This is a genomic window from Streptomyces panaciradicis (assembly GCF_023516615.1).
Classification (GTDB): Bacteria; Actinomycetota; Actinomycetes; order Streptomycetales; family Streptomycetaceae; genus Streptomyces; species Streptomyces panaciradicis.
The window spans coordinates 45,540-66,987 of sequence record NZ_JAMGBF010000070.1 but is presented as its reverse complement, the minus strand read 5'-3'; the positions used below and the strand labels follow the sequence as shown (position 1 = coordinate 66,987).

Annotated in this window: 20 protein-coding genes; 6 read left to right on the top strand and 14 right to left on the bottom strand. The window is 72.8% G+C overall.

What is annotated here, in order from left to right:
• Window positions 1–558: 558 nt before the first annotated feature.
• Window positions 559–1,503, top strand: a complete 945-nt coding sequence (locus M8J74_RS23340) for a DMT family transporter (protein WP_372500247.1) — start codon at window positions 559–561, stop codon at window positions 1,501–1,503.
• A 25-nt stretch (window positions 1,504–1,528) separates the two neighbouring features.
• Here the strand turns inward: M8J74_RS23340 and M8J74_RS23335 are convergent, their stop codons facing one another.
• From M8J74_RS23335 to M8J74_RS23290, 10 genes are all read right to left on the bottom strand, one after another.
• Window positions 1,529–2,608 (bottom strand): zinc-binding dehydrogenase, encoded by a 1,080-nt coding sequence (locus M8J74_RS23335; RefSeq protein WP_249838318.1) that lies wholly within the window; start codon window positions 2,606–2,608, stop codon window positions 1,529–1,531.
• Window positions 2,609–2,621: 13 nt separating this feature from the next.
• Window positions 2,622–4,010, bottom strand: coding sequence for an aldehyde dehydrogenase family protein (locus M8J74_RS23330; RefSeq protein ID WP_249838317.1), 1,389 nt, complete (start codon window positions 4,008–4,010; stop codon window positions 2,622–2,624).
• A gap of 114 nt (window positions 4,011–4,124) precedes the next feature.
• A complete protein-coding gene (locus M8J74_RS23325) occupies window positions 4,125–5,465 on the bottom strand; it encodes an ABC transporter ATP-binding protein (protein WP_249838316.1) in 1,341 nt (446 codons plus the stop codon).
• Window positions 5,466–5,646: 181 nt separating this feature from the next.
• Window positions 5,647–6,411, bottom strand: coding sequence for a class F sortase (locus M8J74_RS23320; RefSeq protein ID WP_249838315.1), 765 nt, complete (start codon window positions 6,409–6,411; stop codon window positions 5,647–5,649).
• Window positions 6,398–6,988: a hypothetical protein gene (locus tag M8J74_RS23315; RefSeq protein WP_249838314.1), complete on the bottom strand. Its 591-nt coding sequence runs from the start codon at window positions 6,986–6,988 to the stop codon at window positions 6,398–6,400. Before M8J74_RS23315 ends, M8J74_RS23320 begins: the two co-directional genes overlap by 14 nt.
• 56 nt (window positions 6,989–7,044) lie before the next feature.
• Window positions 7,045–8,268 carry an MFS transporter gene (locus M8J74_RS23310; protein WP_249838313.1) on the bottom strand — a complete coding sequence of 408 codons (1,224 nt, stop codon included), beginning with the start codon at window positions 8,266–8,268 and terminating at the stop codon, window positions 7,045–7,047.
• Between the two features lie 23 nt (window positions 8,269–8,291).
• A complete protein-coding gene (locus M8J74_RS23305) occupies window positions 8,292–9,707 on the bottom strand; it encodes a CitMHS family transporter (protein WP_249838312.1) in 1,416 nt (471 codons plus the stop codon).
• A 138-nt stretch (window positions 9,708–9,845) separates the two neighbouring features.
• Window positions 9,846–12,083 carry a molybdopterin oxidoreductase family protein gene (locus M8J74_RS23300; protein ID WP_249838311.1) on the bottom strand — a complete coding sequence of 746 codons (2,238 nt, stop codon included), beginning with the start codon at window positions 12,081–12,083 and terminating at the stop codon, window positions 9,846–9,848.
• Between the two features lie 133 nt (window positions 12,084–12,216).
• Window positions 12,217–12,834 carry a TetR/AcrR family transcriptional regulator gene (locus tag M8J74_RS23295; protein ID WP_249838310.1) on the bottom strand — a complete coding sequence of 206 codons (618 nt, stop codon included), beginning with the start codon at window positions 12,832–12,834 and terminating at the stop codon, window positions 12,217–12,219.
• The gene (locus M8J74_RS23290; protein WP_249838309.1) at window positions 12,831–13,478 is read right to left on the bottom strand and encodes a hypothetical protein; all 648 of its coding nucleotides are present in this window, start codon (window positions 13,476–13,478) and stop codon (window positions 12,831–12,833) included. Before M8J74_RS23290 ends, M8J74_RS23295 begins: the two co-directional genes overlap by 4 nt.
• Before the next feature lie 152 nt (window positions 13,479–13,630).
• Between M8J74_RS23290 and hmgA the strand changes: the two genes are divergently transcribed.
• Genes hmgA through M8J74_RS23275 form a run of 3 tightly spaced genes read left to right on the top strand, consistent with a single transcriptional unit; the run spans window position 13,631 to window position 16,935 of the window.
• Window positions 13,631–14,971: a homogentisate 1,2-dioxygenase gene (hmgA, locus tag M8J74_RS23285; RefSeq protein WP_249838308.1), complete on the top strand. Its 1,341-nt coding sequence runs from the start codon at window positions 13,631–13,633 to the stop codon at window positions 14,969–14,971.
• 27 nt (window positions 14,972–14,998) lie between these two features.
• Window positions 14,999–15,748, top strand: coding sequence for a GntR family transcriptional regulator (locus M8J74_RS23280; RefSeq protein WP_249838307.1), 750 nt, complete (start codon window positions 14,999–15,001; stop codon window positions 15,746–15,748).
• 26 nt (window positions 15,749–15,774) lie between these two features.
• Window positions 15,775–16,935 carry a type ISP restriction/modification enzyme gene (locus tag M8J74_RS23275; protein ID WP_249838306.1) on the top strand — a complete coding sequence of 387 codons (1,161 nt, stop codon included), beginning with the start codon at window positions 15,775–15,777 and terminating at the stop codon, window positions 16,933–16,935.
• A gap of 119 nt (window positions 16,936–17,054) precedes the next feature.
• Here the strand turns inward: M8J74_RS23275 and M8J74_RS23270 are convergent, their stop codons facing one another.
• Window positions 17,055–17,771: a TetR/AcrR family transcriptional regulator gene (locus M8J74_RS23270; protein ID WP_249838305.1), complete on the bottom strand. Its 717-nt coding sequence runs from the start codon at window positions 17,769–17,771 to the stop codon at window positions 17,055–17,057.
• Between the two features lie 63 nt (window positions 17,772–17,834).
• On the opposite strand from M8J74_RS23270, the gene M8J74_RS23265 reads away from it, so the two are divergent.
• Window positions 17,835–18,782 carry an ATP-binding cassette domain-containing protein gene (locus tag M8J74_RS23265; RefSeq protein WP_249838304.1) on the top strand — a complete coding sequence of 316 codons (948 nt, stop codon included), beginning with the start codon at window positions 17,835–17,837 and terminating at the stop codon, window positions 18,780–18,782.
• On the top strand, window positions 18,779–19,561 hold the full coding sequence (locus M8J74_RS23260) for an ABC transporter permease (RefSeq protein WP_249838303.1): 783 nt from the start codon (window positions 18,779–18,781) through the stop codon (window positions 19,559–19,561). Before M8J74_RS23265 ends, M8J74_RS23260 begins: the two co-directional genes overlap by 4 nt.
• A 116-nt stretch (window positions 19,562–19,677) precedes the next feature.
• On the opposite strand, the gene M8J74_RS23255 is transcribed toward M8J74_RS23260, so the two are convergent.
• The 3 genes from M8J74_RS23255 to M8J74_RS23245 form a co-directional block, all read right to left on the bottom strand.
• Entirely contained in the window at window positions 19,678–19,947 is a 270-nt protein-coding gene (locus tag M8J74_RS23255; RefSeq protein ID WP_249838302.1) for a hypothetical protein, read from the bottom strand.
• A gap of 126 nt (window positions 19,948–20,073) precedes the next feature.
• Window positions 20,074–20,892 (bottom strand): anti-sigma factor, encoded by an 819-nt coding sequence (locus M8J74_RS23250; RefSeq protein WP_249838301.1) that lies wholly within the window; start codon window positions 20,890–20,892, stop codon window positions 20,074–20,076.
• Window positions 20,889–21,431, bottom strand: coding sequence for a sigma-70 family RNA polymerase sigma factor (locus M8J74_RS23245; RefSeq protein WP_142150967.1), 543 nt, complete (start codon window positions 21,429–21,431; stop codon window positions 20,889–20,891). The genes M8J74_RS23250 and M8J74_RS23245 overlap by 4 nt, the downstream gene beginning before the upstream one ends.
• Window positions 21,432–21,448: the final 17 nt, after the last annotated feature.

The window sequence follows — 21,448 nt, the reverse complement described above, 5'->3', positions numbered from 1 at the left end:
GGGGCGTTGCGGTGAGGGGCGGCTACGGGGGTGGGGGCTGGGGGCTGGGGTGGCTTCGCCGGCTGCGGGTGGCGTGTGGCTGGTCGCGCAGTTCCCCGCGCCCCTTAGGGGGTGGTGCGGGCGCATGTCGAGTGCGGGAAGTGGGGGTTGATCGCGCAGTTCCCCGCGCCCCTTAGGGGGTGGCAGGCGGCGGAGTTTCGGAGTCGGGGCCCCTGATAGCCAACGGCCCGGCACCCCCTAGGGGCGCGGGGAACTGCGCGACCAGCCACGAACCACCCGCAGCCGACAGACCACGGCCACCCCCTCTGAGGGGCGCGGGGAACTGCGCGACCAGCCACCCACCACCCGCACCCGACACACCACCGCCACCCCCCCCCAAGGGGCGCGGGGAACTGCGCGACCGGCCACCCACCACCCGCAGCCGACACACCACCGTCACACCCCCAAGGGGCGCGGGGAACTGCGCGACCGGCCACCGACCACCCGCACCCGGCGACGCCCCCCCGTCCGAAATCCGCCAGCCTCGCCCGTACCGGCCCGCCTACCCTCAGGAGCATGATGCGCACCGCCCCTTCCCGGCCCCGCCTCCTCCCCGCCGCCGCGGCGGCGACGACCGTCGTCCTGTGGGCCTCCGCGTTCGTGTCGATCCGGAGCGCGGGGGCCGCGTACTCGCCGGGGGCGCTGGCGCTGGGGCGGTTGCTGTCCGGCTGTCTGGTGCTGGGTGTGTTCATGGTCGTACGGCGGGAGGGGCTGCCGCCGCGGGCGGCCTGGCGGGGCATCCTGATATCGGGGCTGCTCTGGTTCGGGTTCTACAGCGTGGTGCTGAACTGGGGCGAGCAGCAGGTCGACGCCGGTACGGCGGCCCTCGTCGTGAACATCGGCCCGATCCTCATCGCCCTGCTGGGCGCGCGGCTGCTGGGGGACCCGATGCCGCCCCGCCTGCTCGCCGGCATGGCGGTGTCGTTCGCGGGGGCCGTGACGGTCGGCCTGTCGATGTCGGGAGGCGGCGGCTCCTCCGTACTCGGCGTGGTGCTGTGCCTGCTCGCGGCCGTCGGCTACGCCGGCGGTGTCGTCGCGCAGAAGCCGGCGCTGGGGCGGGCCAGCGCGTTGCAGGTGACGACGTTCGGGTGCCTGGTCGGCGCGGTGATGTGCCTGCCGTTCGCCGGGCAGTTGGCCGGCGAGGCGGCCGACGCGCCGCTGTCGGCGACCCTCAACATGGTCTACCTGGGCGTCTTTCCGCTGGCACTGGCCTTCACGACCTGGGCGTACGCCCTGGCGCGGACGACCGCGAGCCGCATGGGCGCGACGACGTACGCGGTGCCCGCGCTGGTCGTGCTGATGAGCTGGCTGGTGCTCGGCGAGGTGCCGGGACCGCTCACGCTGGCAGGCGGGGCGCTGTGCCTGGCCGGCGTGGCGGTGTCGCGGTCGCGGTCGCGCGCACGGGCCGCGGCCCCTGAGACGGTTCCGGAACCACGGCCCGAGCGGGCGCCGGACTCAGTCTGAGCACGCCCGGACGGACTTCCGCGCGTCAGAAGACGATCAGCGCTCGGCCGCCCTTGCCGGCCAGCATGTTCTCGAAGGCCACCGGGATGCCGTCCAGCGCGATCCGTTCGGTCACCAGCGCGCCCAGGTCCAGGCGGCCGGAGCGGATGTGGTCGGCCAGGACGGGCAGGTCCTCGGCCGGGTCGGAGTTGCCGTAGACGCAGCCGGACAGGGTGCGGCCCCAGTGGAAGATCTCCAGGGCGTTGAAGGTGACCTGCTGGTCCTTGCCTCCGATGCCGACCACCGTCGTACGGCCGCCGCGGCGGGTGGAGTCCCAGGCCGTGCGGATCGTCGTGGCGCGGCCCACGCACTCCACGGCGACGTCGACGCCCTGCTTGCCCGTCAGGCCGCGGATCTCGCGGGCCGTGTTCTCCGACGCCACGACGTAGTCGGTGGCACCGGCGTTGCGGGCCAGTTCCTCCTTCTCCGGCGAGACGTCCACCGCGATGATCCGCGCGGCGCCCGCGATTCGGGCGGCCTGGAGCGCCGCCAGGCCCACTCCCCCGACGCCGAACACCGCGACCGTCTCCCCGGGCCGCACCTTCGCCGAGTGGTGGACGGCGCCGTAGCCGGTGAGGACCGCACAGCCCAGGAGGGCCGCGTCGGTCAAGGGCACGCCCTCGGGAAGGGGCAGGACGCAGGACGCCGGCACGACCGTCTCCTCGGCGAACGCGGCGACGTTGAGCCCGGGGTGCAGGTCGACGCCGGCCGCGGTGCGGGCGTACACGTCGGCGGCGCCGTTCAGGGCGTTGGCGCACAGCCACACCTCGCCGAGCGAGCAGGCGTGGCAATGACCGCAGGAGGGCGCCCAGTTGAGGACGACGGGGTCGCCCGGCGCGATGTCCGCGACGCCTTCGCCGACGGACACGACCGTGCCCGCGCCCTCGTGGCCGAGGACGGCCGGGACCGGCACGCGCATGGTGCCGTTGGACAGGGACAGGTCGGAGTGGCACACCCCGGCGGCGGCGAGGCGGACGCGGACCCGGCCGGGGCCCGGGTCGGGCAGTTCGATGTCGGTGATCTGAAGCGGGGCGCCCACCTCGGGCAGGACGGCTGCGCGGACCATGGGTGAACGCTCCTCAGAACTGCAGGGACTTGGTCTGGAGGTACTCGGCGAGTCCGTGCGCGCCGAGTTCCCGGCCGACGCCCGACTGCTTGTAACCGCCGAAGGGGGCGAGCGGGTTGAAGCGGCCGCCGTTGATGTCGACCTGGCCGGTGTCCATGCGGCGGGCGAAGGCGACCGCCTCCGCCTCGTCGCCGGCCCAGACGGCGCCCGCGAGGCCGTAGACCGTGCCGTTGGCGATGCGCAGGGCGTCCTCCTCGTCCTCGTAGGGGAGGATCGCCAGGACCGGGCCGAAGATCTCCTCCTGGGCGATCGTCATGTCGGGGGTCACGTCGGCGAAGACGGTCGGCGAGACGAAGTAGCCCTGCTCGTGCGGCGGTTCGGTGCCGCCGGCGACCAGCCTCGCGCCCTCCGCGACCCCCTTGTCGATGTAACCGCGCACCCGGGCCAGCTGCTTGGCGTTGACGACGGGGCCGATGCGCGGGCCGTACTTCGCGGCGGCCGCGGCGGCCAGCTCGACCGCCTCCTCGTAGCGCTCGCGGTGCACCAGCATCCGGGTCCAGGCGCTGCACGTCTGACCGGAGTTGGACATGACGTTGGCGACGCCGACGTTGACGGCCTTGGCGAGGTCGGCGCTCGGCAGGATGACGTTGGCGGACTTGCCGCCCAGTTCCAGGGCGACCCGCTTCACGGCCGCGCCCGCGGTCGCGCCGATCTGCCGGCCGACGGCCGTGGAGCCGGTGAACGACACCAGGTCGACGTCCGGGTGCTCGGCGAGGGCCTGTCCCGCGACCGGGCCGAGCCCGGTGACCAGGTTGAACACCCCGGCCGGTACGCCGGCCTCGTGGACCGCCTCGGCGAAGAGCTGGGCGACCAGCGGGGTGTCCTCGGCGGGCTTGAGGACGATCGTGCAGCCGGCCGCCAGCGCCGGGGCGACCTTGGCGACGACCTGGTGCAGCGGGTAGTTCCACGGCGTGATCGCGCCGACCACCCCGACCGGCTCCAGGTAGACGGTGGAGTTGCCGGCCTTCTCCTCGAAGGCGTACGTCGCCGCCAGTTCGGCGTACGAGCCGGCGACCGCGATGGGCACCGCCGCGTGCACGTTCTGCGAGAACTGCAGGGGCGCGCCGAGTTCCGCGGTGACGGTCTCCGCGATCTCGTCCTTGCGGGCCAGCAGGGCGTCCCTGAGGGCGGTGAGCCGGGCGGCCCGCTCGGCGGGCGGGGTGGCGGACCAGGCCGGGAGCGCGGCGCGGGCGGCCCGTACGGCGGCGTCGACGTCGGCGGCCGTGCCCGCGGGCACGTGGCCGATGACCTGTTCGTCGACCGGGTTCACGACCTCGATCACGTCCGTACCGGCGGCCGGGCGCCAGGCGCCGTCGATGTACATGCCGTCGTGTGCCTTCATGGTGCTCCTCCGGGCGGGGCGTCGTCCGCGTCACAACCTACCGACAGCCACATAAACTAGCGGCGATAGTTTTCTGCCGCCAGACACCCCTGCCCGGGAAACCCCGGGGACCCGCTACTCGTCCAGGTCCGGCAGCCGCGCCGGAGCCGGGCAGATCCGCTCGCCGTGCTGGTCGAAGACGAACAGGTGGGCAAGGTCGACGAGGAGCGGGACCTGCAGGCCCCGGCGCAGGTCGATGTCGGGGGTGGTGCGGACCACCAGGTCGCCGGGGAGACGGGGCTCCGAGGGCGCCGCCGGGTCCGGGCCGGCCGGCTCGTCCAGCACCACCACCGGCCCGGCCCGCATGGCCTCCGCCCGCTCCCGCAGCCGCCCGAGCACGGTCACCCCGCCCTCCCTGCGCCGCCGCCGGGACGGCCGCGAGGCGGGACGGGGCGCCTCCAGGTCCGGTACGACGGCGGGCTGAGAGCCGGTGTCGAAGTGGACCAGGATCTCGTGCCCCTGGAACTCCACGTGCTCCACCAGACCGGTGAGCGGCACCTCCCCGGGCCGGGCGGAGCTGTGCTTGGCGATGCGGACGGCCTCCGAGCGCAGGCCCACGATCACCTCGCGCCCCTGCTGGACGCGGAGCAACTGGTGGTCCCGGGAGAGGGGTTCGGGCAGCCGCAGGAACTGCTTGCCCAGGCTGATGGTCATCGCGCCGTCGAGCGGGGCGCGGACCAGGCCGCGCAGCAGGTTGATGCGGGGGGTGCCGATGAAGGCGGCGACGAAGACGTTGCGGGGCAGGGCGTACACCGAGCGCGGTGTCCCCACCTGCTGGAGCACGCCGCCGCGCAGCACGGCGACCCGGTCGCCGAGCGACATGGCCTCCGCCTGGTCGTGGGTGACGTAGACCGTGGTGACGCCCAGTTCCCGGGTGAGCTTGGAGATCTCGGCGCGCAGGTGGTTGCGGAGCTTGGCGTCGAGGTTGGACAGCGGCTCGTCCATCAGGAAGGCCGACGGGTGGCGGGCGATGGCCCGGCCCATGGCGACGCGCTGCCGCTCGCCGCCGGAGAGCTGGGCGGGGAAGCGGTCCAGGAGGTCCTCGATGCCGAGCATGCGGGCGGTGGCGTCGACACGGGGCCGCGGGTCCTCGCCCGGGTTCTCCACCCGCAGCGGGAAGCCGATGTTCCCGCGGCTCGTCATGTTCGGGTAGAGGGCGAAGTTCTGGAAGACCATCGCCATGTTCCGCTCGGAGGGCACCAGGTCGTTGGCCTCCTCGCCGTCGAGCAGCAGCGTGCCCTCGGTGATCTCCTCCAGCCCGGCGATCATGCGCAGCACGGTGGACTTGCCGCAGCCCGAGGGCCCGAGCAGGACGAGGAACTCGCCGGGCTCGACGTGCAGCGACAGCCGGTCCACCACGCGAACGCCTCGCGTGTAGGTCTTGCTCACATCCTGCAGGGAGATGGCGCGTGTCATGACTGATGCCCCCGGGGGCTGCTGGGCGCTGGTGCTCCGCGATGCCGAACACCTCGTGCGGTTCGCGCGAGGCCTGTGGGTCACGGAAGTTAACGGAATGTGCCCGGCCGAGGGAAGAGTTCGGACGCTCGGGATCAGCCTGTGAGAAAGCGGACGCTCTCGTTCAGTGGGCTGTCCACGCTCACCGGGTGCGGGTGAGGTGCGCGAAGACGACCGTGTTGCCCGCGTAGCCGGTCCGGCGGTCGTAGGCGCCGCCGCAGGTGATGAGCCGGAGCTCGGGGCGGCCGCGGGCGCCGTAGACCTCGCCGTCGGGGAAGTGCGCCTTCTCGTACGTCCGGACCTTGTCGACGGTGTAGAAGGCGCTGCGGCCGTCCGCGCGGCGCAGTTCCACCAGGTGACCGGGGCCGAGCTCGCCGAGGCCGGCGAAGACCGCGGGGCCGGTCCGGGTGTCCAGGTGGCCGACGACGACCGCGGTGCCCTGCTCGCCCGGGGAGGGGCCGCCCTCGTACCAGCCCACGCGGTGGCCGTCGTCCTCGGGCGGCGCGGTGAGCCGGTGGTCGCGGTCCAGGCCGAGCCCGAAGACCGGGGCGTCGACGCCGATGTAAGGGATGACGACGCGGGTCGCGCGGGAGCGGGACAGCGGGCGGGGCGGCGGGGCGGTCCGGCGCGGCACCGTCCGGGGCGGGGCGGGGCGCGCGTCGTCGGCGCGCGGGGCCGGTGACTGGGAGCGGGCGGGAGCCGGCTCGGGGGCGGCCGTCGTCGTGGGCGGCCCGTCGTCCTGGCTGCACCGGACGGCGCCCACCACCAGCAGGAACCCGAGGACGAGCGTCCGGCTCAGGCGGTAGGCGCGCGTCCGGTACCAGGGCCTGGGGCGCCGGGCCCGTCCGTGGTGTGCGGACGGGCGACGGGTGCCGGGCCCCGGTGTCCTGCTGTTACGCCCTGCCATGCGGGCGGCGACGGAGCCGGAAGTAGACCGCCCCGCCCACCGCGGCCAGACCGACGGCGGCGGCACCGGCGACCGGGTTGATCGCGGCGTCGCGCGCGAGTCCGCCGCCGCCCGCCGGCGGACCGCCGTTGGGCGAGCCGCCCGACGTGGTGCAGTCGACCCAGAAGACCTTCATCTTGCCCGCGCCGTGGCCCAGGCTGGTGGTCCAGGTGAGCTTGTAGTGCCCGTTGGACAGCGTGACGGGGTTCGTGTGCGCCGCACCCGTGGCATCGGTGGTGAGCGTGCCGGTCTTCGTGCCCGCGCCGGCCGTCGGCGGCTGACCGGCGATGGTCCAGGTGACCTTCTCGGCGGCGTCGAAATTGAAGGCGTCGAGGTAGAACGTGCAGACGTGCGGCTGGTTGTCCTTTTCGGCCAAGGAGGCGCCCACCTTGTGGATCTTCACGTCGCCGTTGTCGCCCGGGACCGGCGTGGGCGCGGCGAGCGCCGGCGAGCCGAGGAGCGCGCTCCCGGCGATGGTCAGGGCCGCCAGCGCGGCGGTGCGCGTTCCCGCACGGCGCTGCAGAGGCATGATGGGCATGCGAGTCCTCCGAGTCAGATGATTTTCGTATGAATCGTGTTTCTTCTGACTCTCTTTCACATACGGCGCGTGGACTGCGGGAGCGTCGCCCGACGCCCCGTCACTTTTCCTCCGTCCGGAGCAGGCGAGCGGAGCGCGACCCCGGCCGACAGCAACAGCAGCCCGCCGAGCATGACGAAGGGCGCGGCCGCGCCGACGAGACCGGCGACCAGGCCCGCCGTCGCGGGGGCGGCGACCTGGCCGAGGCGGTTGCCGGTCAGCCGCAGGGCGAGGGCGGTGGAACGCGCGCCGTCGGGGGCGGCCTGCACGACGGTCGTCATGGACAGCGGCTGGCCGACGCCCAGGCAGAAGCCGAGCACGGTCAGCATCAGGCCGAGGGCCCACACCGGCACCGGCAGCGCGACGCCGGCGCACAGTACGGCGGCCAGCAGGCAGGTCACGGTCAGCAGCGCGGGCCGGCCGAGCAGCCGGAGCAGCGGCGTCAGCACCAGCCGGCAGGCGATGGTGGCGCCGGCCCGCAGGCTGAGCAGCACGCCGATCACGGAGGGCGCGATGTCGCGGTGCTCGCCGAGCACCGGCAGATAGGCGGTGAGGATGTCCGTGGCGGACAGCACGGAGAGGCTGACGAGCATGCCGGCGGGCACGCCCCGGGCCCGCAGGATGCCGCCCACCGCGACCCGGTCGCCCTGCGCTGCACGGGAGTTGACCGCCGTTCGGTCCTCGATGCGCCACAGCGAGGTGAAGGCGGCCGCCGCGCCCGCGCCCGCCACGAGCAGCGCCAGCGCGCTCGTGCCGGCCATGTCGGGGCCGCCGATCAGCGCGCCCGCCGCGATCGGGCCGACGAGCTGGCCGAGGGAGGCTCCGATGGTGAAGTGCCCGAAGTTGCGGTCCTGTTCGTGCGGCGCGGACCGGCGGGCGACCAGGGACTGGGCGCCGATCACGAAGCAGAGGTGGCCGAGGCCCATCACACCGCTCCACACCGCCATCGCCCACAGGGAACCGGCGAGCCCGCTCAGGGCGCAGCCGCCCGCGATCAGCGCGACGCCGACGGGCAGCAGGGGCGCGCAGCGGCCGTGGTCGGTGCGGCGGCCCAGCGGTACGGCGGCGAAGAGCGGGAGGAGGGCGTAGACGCCCGCGATGACGCCGACCGCCCGCTCGTCGGCGCCCAGCGCGAGGGCCCGGTAGGACACGGCGGGCCGGGCCATCGACACCGCCCCCTGCGCGAAGGAGAAGGCGATGACGAGGCGGAGCAGCCAGCCGCGGTTCCCACCGGGCCTCATGGGACGAACCTTTCGTGGCGGGGTCAGATGATGCCGAAGAGGATGCCCGCGCCGAGGACCACGAGCGAGGTGAGCGCGGCCCACTTGACCACGAACCGGGTGTGGTCGCCGAACTCCACCTTGGCCATGCCCACCAGGACGTAGACGGCGGGGACGAGCGGGCTGGACATGTGCAGGGGCTGGCCGATGAGGGAGGCGCGGGCGATCTCCAGCGAGGAGACGCCGTGCGCCTGGCCCGCCTCGGCGAGGACGGGCAGGATGCCGAAGTAGAAGCCGTCGTTGGACATGAAGTACGTCAGCGGAATGCTCAGCACGCCGGTGACGAACGCCATGTGCGGGCCCATGCCGTCGGGGATGTTGTGCACCAGCCACTCGGCCATGTGGTCGACCATGCCGGTGCCCTGCAGGACGCCGGTGAAGACGGCGGCGGCGAAGACCATGCCGGAGACGTTGAGGACGTTCTCGGCGTGTGCGGCGATCCGGGCCTTCTGGTCGGGCATGTGCGGGAAGTTGACGGTGAGGGCCAGGGCCGCGCCGAGCAGGAACAGCACCGGGATCGGCAGCCACTCCATGATCATGGCGGTGAGCAGGACGACCGTGAGCAGCGCGTTGAACCAGTACAGCTTGGGGCGCAGGGTGGGCCGTTCGGGGTCGAGTCCCTGGAAGCCCTCGTCCTCGGGCGCGTCGGGCAGTCCCGCGCCGGCACCCGAACCGCCGCCGCTCTTGGGGCCGTTGCCGTTCGTGGCGCCGTTGCCCGTGCCCGCGCCGACCAGCACCGTCTCCTGCTCGGCGGGCTCCTCCACCAGCACCTCGTCCAGCGTCAGCACGCCGAGCCGCTTGCGCTCACGGCGGCCGAGGACGTAGGCGAGGGCGAAGACGAACAGCAGGCCCATGGCGAGCGCCGGGATCATCGGCACGAAGATGTCGCTGGCGTCGAGCTTCAGCGCGGTGGCCGCGCGGGCCGTCGGGCCGCCCCAGGGCAGCGTGTTCATCACGCCGTTGGCCATCGCGGCGACACCGGTCATCACGACCAGGCTCATCTTCAGGCGCTTGTACAGCGGGTACATCGCCGAGACGGTGATCATGAAGGTGGTGGAGCCGTCGCCGTCGAGCGAGACGATCGCGGCGAGGACCGCCGTACCGACGACGATGCGGAGCGGGTCGGCCTTGCAGAACTTCAGGATTCCCCGAACGATCGGGTCGAAGAGGCCGACGTCGATCATCACACCGAAGTAGACGATCGCGAACATGAGCATCGCCGCGGTGGGGGCGAGGCTGGTGACGCCGTCGATGACGTAGTCACCGAGCTTGGCGCCCTTGCCGACGAAGACGCAGAACAGCGCGGGAATCAGCACGAGCGCCGCGATCGGCGACATCTTCTTCAGCATGATCAGGACCAGGAAGGTCGCGATCATGGCGAAGCCGAGGAGGGTCAGCATGAGTGGATACCTAACGTTCGCCCTTGAACATCCCACCGGGCAGGCGGTGCGATGACGTTAGGTCCGTTCAAACGGCGTTAACAAGTAGTTGACGTGTGAGCAATAAGCGCAAAACCGCAGGTCACGGCTTTGCTCAGGTCAGGCGGGCAGCGCGGCGGCGACTTCCACCGGCACTCCGTTGAGGACGGCGTTGCCCGACAGGGGGTCGAGGAGGCTGCCGTCGAGGAGCTGGTTGACGTTGACTCCGGGGTCGGTGGCGGCGTGGCTCATGCGGGTGCCGGGCCGGTCGTGGCCCCAGCCGTGCGGCAGGCTGACCACACCCCGGCGCACGGCGTCCGTGACCTCCGCCGGGGCGGTCACCTCTCCCCCGGCGCCCTTCACCCGCACCGGGTCCCCGTCGCGCACGCCGAGCCGCTCGGCGTCCTCGGGGTGGAGGTGCAGCGTGCAGCGGTTCGAACCGCCCGTCAGGGCCGGGACGTTGTGCATCCAGCTGTTGTTGGAGCGCAGGTGCCGGCGGCCGACGAGGACCAGGCCGTCGGGGAGTTCGCCGAGGGCGCGCCGCAGGCGGGGCAGGTCGTCGGCGATCGGGCGGGCCAGCAGCTCGACCTTGCCGCTGCGGGTCTTGAGCGGCTGCGGGAGGCGGGGGGCCAGCGGCCCGAGGTCGATGCCGTGCGGGTGCGCGAGCAGCTTCTGAAGCGACAGCCCGTCGGGGCGTACGCCGAAGCCGTCGCCGTAGGGGCCGAGGCGCAGCATCATGTCCAGCCGCCGCTCGGGGCCGTTCTCGCCGGTGAGGAGGGCGGCGAGCTCCTGGGGGTCGCGGCCGTGGACCGGCGAGTGGGGTTCCTTGACCGCCTTGCCGAGGGTCTGGCCGACGACCAGGTCGTCGACGGCCGACGGGTCGGCGCCGTGCATGCCGGTCGCGGCCAGGATCAGCCGGGCGAGGATCTCGGTCTCGGCCATGCGGCCGGGCTCCAGCGGCACCGCGGGACGGGTGTAGCGGACCTGGTTGCGCACGGCGAGGGTGTTGAAGGCGAAGTCGTGGTGCGGGCTCTGGGAGGGCGGGGGCGGCGGCAGGACGACGGTCGCGTGGCGCGAGGTCTCGTTCAGGTACGGGTCGACGCTGACCATGAAGTCCAGGCCGGCCAGCGCCTTGTCGAGGCGGTCGCCGTCGGGTGCGGACAGCACGGGGTTGGCGGCCACCGCGATCAGGGCGCGGACCGGCTCGCCCTCCTCGGTCGCGGTGTCGATCTCCTCGGCGAGCGCGGAGAGCGGCAACTCCCCCTTCGCCTCGGGGTGCTTGCTCACCCGGGAGTGCCAACGGCCCAGCGCGAAGCCGTGGCTGGGGCCCGCGGGACGCGGCGTGCGGTCGGTGGCGGCCTGCGGGAAGAGGGCGCCACCGGGCCGGTCGAGGTTGCCGGTGAGGATGTTCAGGACGTCGACGAGCCAGCTGCCGAGGGTGCCGTACGGCACGGTGCAGCTGCCGATGCGCCCGTACACGGCGGCGGTCGGGGCGGCGGCGAGGTCGCGGGCCAGGGTGCGGATCAGGGCGGGCTCGACGTCGCACGCCGCGGCGACGGCCTCGGGGGTGAAGTCGCCCAGCTCGGTGCGGAGTTCGTCGACGCCTTCGACGTGCGGCGCCAGTGCTCCGAGGTCGACGAGGCCCTCGTCGAAGAGCACGTGCGCCATCGCGGCGAGGAGCAGCGCGTCGGTGCCGGGCCGGATGGGGATGTGGCGGTCGGCGAGCTTGGCGGTGCGGGTGCGCCGCGGGTCGATGACGACGAGGGTGCCGCCGCGCGCCTTGAGGGCCTTGAGCTTGCCGGGGAAGTCGGGTGCGGTGCACAGACTGCCGTTGGACTCCAGGGGGTTGGCGCCGATCAGCAGCAGGTGGTCGGTGCGCTCCAGGTCCGGCACGGGGATGGCGTTGGCGTCGCCGAAGAGCAGCCCGCTGGAGACGTGCTTGGGCATCTGGTCGACGGTGGAGGCGGTGAAGATGCTGCGGGTGCCGAGTCCGGCGAGCAGCACCGGCGGGTAGAGGCCGCCGGCCACGGTGTGGACGTTGGGATTGCCCAGGACGACGCCGACCGCGTGCGGGCCGTGGCGGTCCACGACGCCGCGCAGGCCGGCCGCGACCGCGTCGAACGCCTCCTCCCAGGTGGCCTCGCGCAGCTCGCCGTCGCGGCGCACGAGCGGGGTGCGCAGCCGGTCGGGGTCACCGTCCACGGCGCCGAAGGAGGCGCCCTTGGGGCAGATGAAGCCCTTGCTGAAGACGTCGTCGCGGTCACCGCGGGCGCCGGTGACCCGGGTGCCGTCGATGGTGAGGGTCAGCCCGCAGGTGGCCTCACAGAGGGGGCAGATGCGCAGGGCGGTGCGGGACACGGGTCCTCCCGGGGGCGGGGGCGGCGCTCATGGACGAGGGTGAGCATACCGACCGGTATGAACGGAGGGGAGGCCCCTCGGGGGGTGAGGTCGGAAATCCGCGGGACCGGGCGGGGCGGACGTGCCGCGGACGTCAGTCCAGCACTCTGGCCAGATACGCCCGCAGCATCTCGCGGGCCTCCTCGATGATCTTCGCGTCTCCCTCCGGGGCCACCCGGAAGGCCAGGTGGACCAGGGTGTCGGCGGTCTCGACGGCTATGAGGAAGGTGCGGCGCAGGTTCTCGTCCGGCTCACGGTCGAGGTAGCCGGAGAGCAGGTCGCTCAGCCGGTCGGCGACACGGTGGTTGGGTCCGGCGTCGCGGGCGCCGACCGGGATCTGGTTGCCGAAGTCGACGAGCGAGAAGCCGGGCGCGGTGCGCTTCATCGACAGGTACTCGTCGAGCACGGCGTCCATCGCGGTGCGCCAGCCGCCTTCGCCGGAGTCCTTCAGGCGCTCGGTGACGTGCTCCGTGAAGCGTTCGAGGTTGCGCTGGGCCAGGGCGTCGGCCATCTGCCGCTTGTTGCCGAAGAAGCGGTAGACCGAGCCGATGGGGACGCCGGCGCGGAGCGCGACGGCCCGGGTGCTGAGGGCGTCGTAGCCGACCTCGTCGAGGAGGTCGGCGCAGGCGTCGAGAATCCTGGTGAGCCGTTCGGCGCTGCGCCGCTGCACAGGCGCTCGGCGGAGCGATGTCGCGTGGGGCACGGGCTTCATGATGCCTTTCCGACGCGGTCCGGTGAACCTCGCCCCCCGGTACGGAGATCGATGCCTGATGCACTCATTCCGGTTGCGTCCGTCGCGCCGGCCGCCGCCTTCGGGGTGCCGGAGGCGGCGCCCGGCCGTGCCGTGTCGCCCGGCGAGGGTTCCGACGCCGTGATGTCGGCGGTGCTCTGCACGGGCTCGCCCTTCACCGCCCAGGCCGTGCCGTCGTCGGCGTACAGCCGGGCGGTGACGTGATGGGTGCCGCGCGGGACGAACCGGGCCGGGAGGCGGTAGGCGGTCGTGCGCAGCCGGGTGACCGGCCGGTCGTCGACGTACAGGCGCACATAGCCGCGCCCCGCCACCGCCCGCCGTTCCGCACCGGCCGCCGAGAAGCGGAAGTGGTGCACGCTCAGGCGTACGTCCCAGGTGCCGCCGGCGTCCGGCTGGACCTCGACGCCGACCTCCGGCGCGTCCTTCTTCCCCACCTCGCGCAGATGCCGCCCCTCCTGGTCGGTGCCGTCCAGCACCTTGCCCACGGGGGACGTCGACGCCCCGCCGCCGTCCTCGTGCGCATCACTGGTGCCGCAGCCCACGGATCCGGCCGGCAACAGGACACAGACCGCGAGCACGGCGAGAAGTCCCCGCGTCCACGACATGTCCGGAGACTAGAACACCGGTCCGACAGGCGGATCCCCCTCAAGGCTGGTTCTGCTTCCTCCCTGATGAGGAGGAGCGGCGTACCCCTTGCGCCCGGGAAACCGCAATCCTACGGTGATGCATAGGAATCGAAAGTCGCAAGGGAGCGATCATGAGCGGGGATCCGCGGAAGACCGCCGAGGGACTGACCTATCTCTCGGGTTTCGGCAACGAGCACGGTTCCGAGGCGGTGCCCGGCGCCCTGCCCGAGGGACGCAACTCGCCGCAGCGCGCCCCTCTCGGGCTGTACGCGGAGCAGCTGAGCGGTTCCGCCTTCACCGAGCCGCGCGCCGCCAACCGCCGCTCCTGGCTCTACCGCATCCGCCCCTCCGCCGCGCACCCGCCGTTCACGGAGACGCACAACGGCTGGATCCGCACGGCTCCCTTCACGGAGGCCGTCCCGGACCCCAACCGCCTGCGCTGGAACCCCCTCCCGGAGCCGGCCGACGGCACCGACTTCCTCGCCGGCCTGTGGACGCTCGGCGGCAACGGCGACGCGACCCAGCGCACCGGCATGGCCGTGCACCTCTACCACGCCAACGCCTCCATGGACCGCGTCTTCAGCGACGCCGACGGCGAGCTGCTGATCGTCCCCGAGCGCGGCGGGCTGCTGCTGCACACGGAGTTCGGCCTGCTGCATGTGGAGCCGGCCCATGTGGCGCTGATCCCCCGTGGGGTGCGCTTCCGTGTGGAGCTGCTGGACACTGTGTCGAATGGCGGGCAGAGCCCGACCGCCCGCGGATACGTGTGCGAGAACTACGGAGCGCCCTTCCGCCTCCCCGACCTCGGCCCGATCGGCGCCAACGGCCTCGCCAACGCCCGCGACTTCCGGGCGCCGGTCGCCGCCTACGAGGACGTCGAGGGCCCGGTGGAGGTGGTGAACAAGTTCTGCGGCAACCTGTGGCGGGCGACGTACGACCACTCCCCCCTGGACGTCGTCGCCTGGCACGGCAACCACGTCCCGTACGTCTACGACCTGCGCCGCTTCAACGTCATCGGCACCATCTCCTACGACCACCCCGACCCGTCGATCTTCACGGTGCTGACGGCCCCGTCGGACACCCCCGGGCTGGCCGGCGTCGACTTCGTGGTCTTCGCGCCGCGCTGGCTGGTGGGCGAGGACACCTTCCGGCCGCCGTACTTCCACCGGAACGTGATGAGCGAGTACATGGGGCTGATCGAGGGCGCCTACGACGCGAAGGCGGAGGGCTTCGTGCCGGGCGGGGGCTCGCTGCACAACATGATGTCGGCGCACGGGCCGGACCGGGAGACCTTCGACCGGGCGAGCGCGGCCGAGCTGAAGCCGCAGAAGATCGACGACGGGCTGGCGTTCATGTTCGAGACCCGCTGGCCGGTCACCCTGACCGCGCACGCGGCCCAGGCCGAACACCTCCAGCCGCACTACGACGACGTGTGGAACGGCCTCGAACGCCACTTCCGCCCGTTGCACTGATCGCGGCCGACCGGTACGGATAGCCCCGTGACCTCCTTCGCCCCGGACTCGATCGTCCTGAACCGCAAGCTGCCGCTCTGGTACCAGGTCTCGCAGTCCCTGCGCGCCTCGATACTCGGCCGCTCGCCCCAGGACCCCCTGCGCCTGCCCACCGAGGAGCGGTTGGCAGAGCACTACGGGGTGAGCGTGCTGACCATGCGGCAGGCGCTGAAGGAGCTGGAGGACGAGGGGCTCATCACCCGGCACCGCCGCCGGGGCACCTTCATCGAGCCCGACGCCCGCCGGGGCGCCCCGGTGCGGCTGCTGGGCTCGGTGGACGCGATCGTGGCCCAGCAGTCCGGCATGACGACCGAGCTGCTGGCGTACGGCAGTGCGCCCGTGCCGCCCGAACTCGCCGAGCACTTCCCGCAGATCGACGAGGTGGCCGCGTACCACCGGCTGCGCAGCGACGAGAAGACCGGCGAGCCGACCAACCACGCGCGCAACTGGGTGCGTCCGGAGGTGGCCGCGCGCGTCGACCCGGCGGACCTGGTGCGCTGGCCCATGACCAAGGTGCTGCGGGACGTCGTCCAGGCGGACATCAGCCGCATCACGGACACGGTCGAGGCCCGGCTGGCCGACCCCGAGACGGCCCGTCTGCTCCAAGTCCCGCTGCTCAGCCCGATCCTGCACTACACGGGGGTGACGTACGACGCCGAGGGGCGGGTCCTGGACGTGGCGGTCATCCACTACCGCGGGGACCGCTTCTCCTTCACGGTGACTCTGGACGCCACGTGACCTCACCGTCGGTCGCAGGTCGTACGATGCCCAGCGTGACGCACGACGACGCTCCGCCGCTGGCGGACCTCATGCCGTGGTCCGTCGCACCGCCGCGGCTCGGCCGGGGGTGGCCGGCGGGCCCCGACGCCGCATCCCTGAAAGCCCGCTGGGACGCCCTGCTCAAGGCCGACGGACCGGACCGGGAAGCCCTGTTCGAGCCGACGCGCTCACGCACGCTGCACTCCGCGGTCGGGCAGCTCCCGGGCCAGTCGAGCGGCACGGAGAGGCTTCTGCGCGCGTCAGGTCCGTGTCCCGAGCCGGTGCGCGTCCTGTACGCCCCCTTCGACGAACAGTGGCTGATCCCCGACCACCGGCTGATCGACACGGCCCGCCCCGAGCTGTGGCGCGTCGCGGACGAGCACCAGGTCTTCATGGTCGAGACGCCGTCGGAGACGGGCGGACCGCCCCTGCTGGCCACCTCCCGCCTCCCGCTGCTGCGCCCCGGCCGCATCCGGCCCCTGTACCGCCGCCCGGGCAGCACGGAGCCCAACCTGACACCGGGGCTGGCGGACCATCTGGGCGCCCGCCTGGGCCATGCGCCCACCCCTCCGGACGTCCTCGCCTGGATCATGGCGACCGCCCGCCCCGACCTGACGGTCCCCCTCACCGGGGACCCGGAACTCTGGTCGCGCGGCGTGGAGTTGGGCCGTCGGCTGCTGTGGCTGATGCGCCGTGTCGGTGACCGTCCCAAGCTGCCGGGCGGCCGCCGCCCCTACGTCCGTGCCCCGCTGCCCTCGCGCCCGCTCACCGTCGACTACGACCGCGACGAGGAGACCCTGCTGCTCGACGAGGGCCGCATCTCCCCCGTGCCGCCCGAAGCATGGGACTTCGAGGCGGGGGGCGTGCGGGTCCTGGAGCACTGGTTCACGGCCCGGACCGCGCAGGCCGAACGCGGCACCCTGTCCGCGATCCGTCCGGCCGGCTGGCCGCAGACCTGGACCTCGGAACTGCTGGAACTGATCACGGTCCTGACCCTCCTGGCGGAACTGCGCCCGCAGCAGCAGGAGTTGACCGTGACCTCCCCGATCACGGCAACGGAGCTGCACAAGACGGGCATCCTCCCACCACCGGAGACCACCCACAGACCGGCCTCGGTCCTGGACCACCACGAGGAGGGCCCAGAAGGCCAGTTCGCCCTGCTCTGAGCTGGCCCCACGACTCCCACGGGAGGGCAGCGCCCCAAAGGGGCGCGGGGAACTGCGCGACCGGCCACGACGGCGCCGCAGCCGACCAACGACGCACCCCACCGCCCCCCAGCGGAGCGCTACCGCGAAGGGTCGAACCCGTCCAGCACCCTCTCCAGCGCCAGGTCGAAGACCGCGTCGAGGTCGATCGGCCCCGGGTCCTCCGTGAACGCCGCCGCCATGCGCGGATACGCGCCGGTCGCGACCTGCCGGCCCAGATACGCGATGCGCGCCGCGTTCTCCTGCTCCTCCGACCACGGCAGGTTCCGGGTCCGCTCGGCCGTGGACAGCTCGTTGGCGACGTACATCGTCACGACGCCGTTGAGCAGCCCGACGAGCTGCATCTTCATGCCGTACTTCATGTCCTGGAGCGGGTCCAGACAGGCCAGACAGTGCTCCAGGTACCGCAGGGCGTTGGGGCTGAATCCGTACACGGGTGACATCAGACGGGGCAGCCAGGGGTGCCGGTGCATCAGCTCACGGGTCTGCCGGGCCACCCGCATCATGTCGGCCCGCCAGTCCCCCGACGGCTCCCACAGCTCGTGCTCCCCGCTGACCGCGTCAAACATCAGCTCGTACAGATCCTCCTTGCGGGGGACGTAGTTGTACAGCGACATGGTGCCGCAGCCCAGCGCGGCCGCGACATGCCGCATCGACACCGCGTCCAGACCCCCCTCGTCGGCGATCCCCACCGCCGCCGCCGCGATGTCGGCGCGCGTGAACGCCGGCCTCGGCCCGCGCCCCGCCCGCTCGGGCCGGGCCCAGATCACTTCGGGTACCGCCGCTCGGCCCGCCATCGATCATCACCTCGCCCACCATCGTAGTTACGTACACCGTACGTAGTGCGCTATGGTCGAGGCATGGCAACTACGTACGCTGTACTTAGTGAAGGTCTGGAGAAGAGGTTCGGCGAGGTGCACGCGGTGCGCGGGCTGGATCTCGCGGTGGCCCAGGGCACGGTCTGCGGCGTCCTCGGGCCCAACGGGGCGGGCAAGACCACCGCCGTACGGCTGCTGACGACACTGCTGCGGCCGGACGCCGGCTCGGCGCGGGTCGCCGGGCACGACCTGGTGCGGGAGGCGGCGGCCGTACGCCGTCACATCGGCGTCACCGGGCAGTCCACGTCGGTCGACGGCGACCTGACGGGCCGGGAGAACCTGTGCCTGTTCGGGCGGCTGCACCGGGTGCGCGCGCCGGGACAGCGGGCCGGCGAGCTCCTCGACCGGTTCGGGCTGACCGAGGCCGCCGACCGGCCCGCGTCCTCCTGGTCGGGCGGGATGCGCCGCCGCCTGGACCTCGCGGCGAGCCTGATCCGCCGCCCCGAGGTGCTGTTCCTGGACGAGCCGACGACGGGCCTGGACCCGGCCAGCCGGGCGCTGATCTGGGACGCCGTGCGCGAACTCACCGGCGACGGCACCACCGTGCTGCTGACCACGCAGTACCTGGAGGAGGCCGACCGGCTCGCGGACGACATCGCCCTGGTGGACCGGGGGCGGGTGGCGCACACGGGGACACCGGCGCAGTTCAAGGCCGTCGTCGGGGCGTACGTCGAGGTCGTCGTCGCCGACGCGGACGTGATGGTGCGGGCCGCCGCGGTCCTCGACCGGCTCACCGGCGCCGAGCCGTCGTTCGCCCCGGAGCGGGGCGCGGTGGGCGCGGTCACCCGCGACGAGACGCTCACGCTGCCCCGCCTGGTGCGGGAGCTGGACGCGGCGGGCGTACCGCTGCTCGACGTGAGCCTGCGGCCGCCGACGCTGGACGAGGCCTTTTTGCGACTGACCGAGAAGGACGAGGAGCACGCGGCATGAGCACGGTGGCATACGACGGGACCGCGCTGCTGGGACGGCAGTTGCGGCGCATGCGGAACAACCCGGGGCTGCTGATCCTGACGCAGACGATGCCGATCAGCATGCTGCTGTTCTTCGGCTACGTCTTCGGCTCCGCGCTGGCGGTGCCGGGCCGCGAGTACCGGTCCTTCCTGGTGCCGGGACTGCTGGTGGCGACCGCCGCGGGCGGGATCATGGCCGGCATGTTCCAGGCGGCCCAGGACACCCACCGGGGCGTCATGGACCGGCTGCGGACGCTGCCGATCAGCAGGTCGGCCGTGCCGCTCGGCCAGGCGGCGGCGGACCTGGTGGTGACGGCGGCCGGGACGGTGCCGTTCCTGCTGGTGGGGCTCGCGGTGGGCTGGCGCGTCGAGGGCGGGGTGCTCGAAGCGGCGGCCGCCGTGGGGCTATTGCTGCTGTTCCGCTTCGCCATGACGTGGATCGGCATCTTCCTCGGGCTGCTCACGCGCAACGAGGAGGCGGCCGGGCAGCTCGGCGGCGCGACGTTCCTGCTGCCGCTGCTGTCCAGCGCCTACATCCCGACCGCCGGCCTGCCCGGGTGGCTGCGCACGGCGGCCGAGTGGAACCCGATCAGCGCGGTCGCCACGGCCCTGCGGGACCTGTTCGGGAACGCGCCCGTGCCGACGGACGGCGCCTGGCCGGTGACGCATCCGATCGCCGGATCACTGGCGTGGTGCCTGGTGCTGATCGCGGTGTTCATGCCGCTCGCGGTGCGGAGGTACGCGTACGGGGAGCGATGACCTCGACGACCGCGGGCGAGCGAGGGGGGTCTTCGGTACCGAGCGGGTGGAACGTACCGAAGACACCCTCCATCGAGGCGCGACACCGCACCGGAACGCGGGGACGCCGGTACGGCTCAGCGCCCGCCGAACAGCGAACGGCTCAGCCGGCGCAGCGGCGCGAAGAGCGAGACGCGGCGGACGCGGGCACCCCTGTCGCTGCGGTTCTGCGTGGTGTCACGCGCGGTCAGTTCACGCATGAGCGAGGTCGCCTCGGCCGTCTTCTGCTGCGGCACGGCGGGACCCGCCAGTACCGAGAGATGTCGGTCGAGGCGCGAACTGGTCGCGCTGCTCCCGCAGGTGATCGCAGGGACCCTCGCCCTGCTGCGGACTGTTATCTGTTCCATGTCACTCCCCACCCGTACGAGTCCACCCGGCCCGGGCAGGGTAACCCTATCGTCCCAACCGGGCACTCGTGTATCGCGGTCACAGGATTCACCTTCCCCGTAAGGGCGTTGACGACCCCTCCCCGATTACTCTCCGAATCCAACCGATTTCAGGGCGAGTTGGACAATCGGCTGGCTGGTGGGCTGTGGTGATCCTCCGTCGGGTTCGACGGTCACAGCGAGTGACGTGGCGGACGTGTCGAGACCGGTCGCGACCAAGGGCGTGTCGCCGCCCCGGAACAGGCCCAGGGACCGGGGTTGCGCATGGGGGCGCATGAGCCACAGCTGGTGCACCCGTCCGCCGGCCGGAGCGGCGTATCCGCTCAGCGTGACGATCGCCTGCCCCTGGGATGCGGAAGCGATCACTCCGATACTTCGGCCCCGGGGGTCCTTCCCGGTCGTCGCCCGGGCGTCGGGAGCTGCGAGAACGTGGTTGATCTCACGTGACTGGGACTGCGCGGCGTCCAGCTTGTCCTGGGTCTGCCTGGCCTGCACGGCGAAGAGCGAGGCGACCACGAGGGCCGCGGCGGCCGTCGCCGTGGCGAGCGGCACGAAGAACGGGCGGCGCTCGCGGGGCGCACGGGTGCGAGCCGGCGGGGGCTGCGTGCCCCAGACGTGCGCGGGCAGTTGGGGGGTGTGCTCCGGAATCGGCGCCGGCTCCTGCGGCGTCGCGCGTACGGCGGCCAGCACCCGGTCGCGCATCGCGGCCGGCGGCGGGGCGGCCGTGGACCAGGCGAGCCGGACGGCGTCCTCGGACAGGGCGCGCACCTCGGCGGCACAGGCGGCACAACTCCTGAGGTGCCGTTCGAAGCGGACCCGCTCGGCCGGCTCCAGCGCGTCGAGCGCGTAGGGCGCCGCGAGCGAGTGCAGGTCCTCGCGGCGGAGCATACGGTCGAGCAGACTCATGCGACACCTCCCAGGCACTTGCGCAGCTGGGTCAGTCCATCGCGCATCCGGGTCTTGACGGTCCCCAGCGGCAGGGAGAGCCGTTCGGCCACTTCACGGTACGTGTAGCCGTCGTAGTAGGCGAGGGTGACGGACTGGCGCTGCAGCGCCGTGAGGCGGTCCAGGCAGCGGCGCACCCACTCGCGTTCGAGGCCCGCCTCGACCTCCTCGGTGACGTGGTCGAAGGCGGGGTGGTGGGCCCGGCGGGCCTCGCGCTGCTCGCGGTCGACGGCGGCGCGGGCGCTGCGCACCCGGTCGACGGCCCGGCGGTGGGCCACGGTGAGGATCCAGGACAGGGCGCTGCCGCGGCCGGGGTCGAACTTCGCGGCGGAGCGCCACAGTTCGAGCAGCACCTCCTGCGCCACCTCCTCCGACTGCGCCGGATCCCGCACGACCCGGCGCACCAGTCCGAACACCGGACCGGACACCAGGCCGTACAGCTCCTCGAATGCCTTCTGGTCGCCGCCTGCCACGAGCACCAGAAGCTCGTCCGCCTCCACTCGGTCCCCTCCCCGGC

What these genes read in the sequence shown, in the direction of transcription:
- M8J74_RS23340 (WP_372500247.1), top strand. Translation starts at nt 559, where the DNA reads ATGCGCACCGCCCCTTCCCGGCCCCGCCTCCTCCCCGCCGCCGCGGCG.
- M8J74_RS23335 (WP_249838318.1), bottom strand. Translation starts at nt 2,608, where the DNA reads ATGGTCCGCGCAGCCGTCCTGCCCGAGGTGGGCGCCCCGCTTCAGATC.
- M8J74_RS23330 (WP_249838317.1), bottom strand. Translation starts at nt 4,010, where the DNA reads ATGAAGGCACACGACGGCATGTACATCGACGGCGCCTGGCGCCCGGCC.
- M8J74_RS23325 (WP_249838316.1), bottom strand. Translation starts at nt 5,465, where the DNA reads ATGACACGCGCCATCTCCCTGCAGGATGTGAGCAAGACCTACACGCGA.
- M8J74_RS23320 (WP_249838315.1), bottom strand. Translation starts at nt 6,411, where the DNA reads ATGGCAGGGCGTAACAGCAGGACACCGGGGCCCGGCACCCGTCGCCCG.
- M8J74_RS23315 (WP_249838314.1), bottom strand. Translation starts at nt 6,988, where the DNA reads ATGCCCATCATGCCTCTGCAGCGCCGTGCGGGAACGCGCACCGCCGCG.
- M8J74_RS23310 (WP_249838313.1), bottom strand. Translation starts at nt 8,268, where the DNA reads ATGAGGCCCGGTGGGAACCGCGGCTGGCTGCTCCGCCTCGTCATCGCC.
- M8J74_RS23305 (WP_249838312.1), bottom strand. Translation starts at nt 9,707, where the DNA reads ATGCTGACCCTCCTCGGCTTCGCCATGATCGCGACCTTCCTGGTCCTG.
- M8J74_RS23295 (WP_249838310.1), bottom strand. Translation starts at nt 12,834, where the DNA reads ATGAAGCCCGTGCCCCACGCGACATCGCTCCGCCGAGCGCCTGTGCAG.
- M8J74_RS23290 (WP_249838309.1), bottom strand. Translation starts at nt 13,478, where the DNA reads ATGTCGTGGACGCGGGGACTTCTCGCCGTGCTCGCGGTCTGTGTCCTG.
- hmgA (WP_249838308.1), top strand. Translation starts at nt 13,631, where the DNA reads ATGAGCGGGGATCCGCGGAAGACCGCCGAGGGACTGACCTATCTCTCG.
- M8J74_RS23275 (WP_249838306.1), top strand. Translation starts at nt 15,775, where the DNA reads ATGCCCAGCGTGACGCACGACGACGCTCCGCCGCTGGCGGACCTCATG.
- M8J74_RS23270 (WP_249838305.1), bottom strand. Translation starts at nt 17,771, where the DNA reads ATGGCGGGCCGAGCGGCGGTACCCGAAGTGATCTGGGCCCGGCCCGAG.
- M8J74_RS23265 (WP_249838304.1), top strand. Translation starts at nt 17,835, where the DNA reads ATGGCAACTACGTACGCTGTACTTAGTGAAGGTCTGGAGAAGAGGTTC.
- M8J74_RS23260 (WP_249838303.1), top strand. Translation starts at nt 18,779, where the DNA reads ATGAGCACGGTGGCATACGACGGGACCGCGCTGCTGGGACGGCAGTTG.
- M8J74_RS23255 (WP_249838302.1), bottom strand. Translation starts at nt 19,947, where the DNA reads ATGGAACAGATAACAGTCCGCAGCAGGGCGAGGGTCCCTGCGATCACC.
- M8J74_RS23250 (WP_249838301.1), bottom strand. Translation starts at nt 20,892, where the DNA reads ATGAGTCTGCTCGACCGTATGCTCCGCCGCGAGGACCTGCACTCGCTC.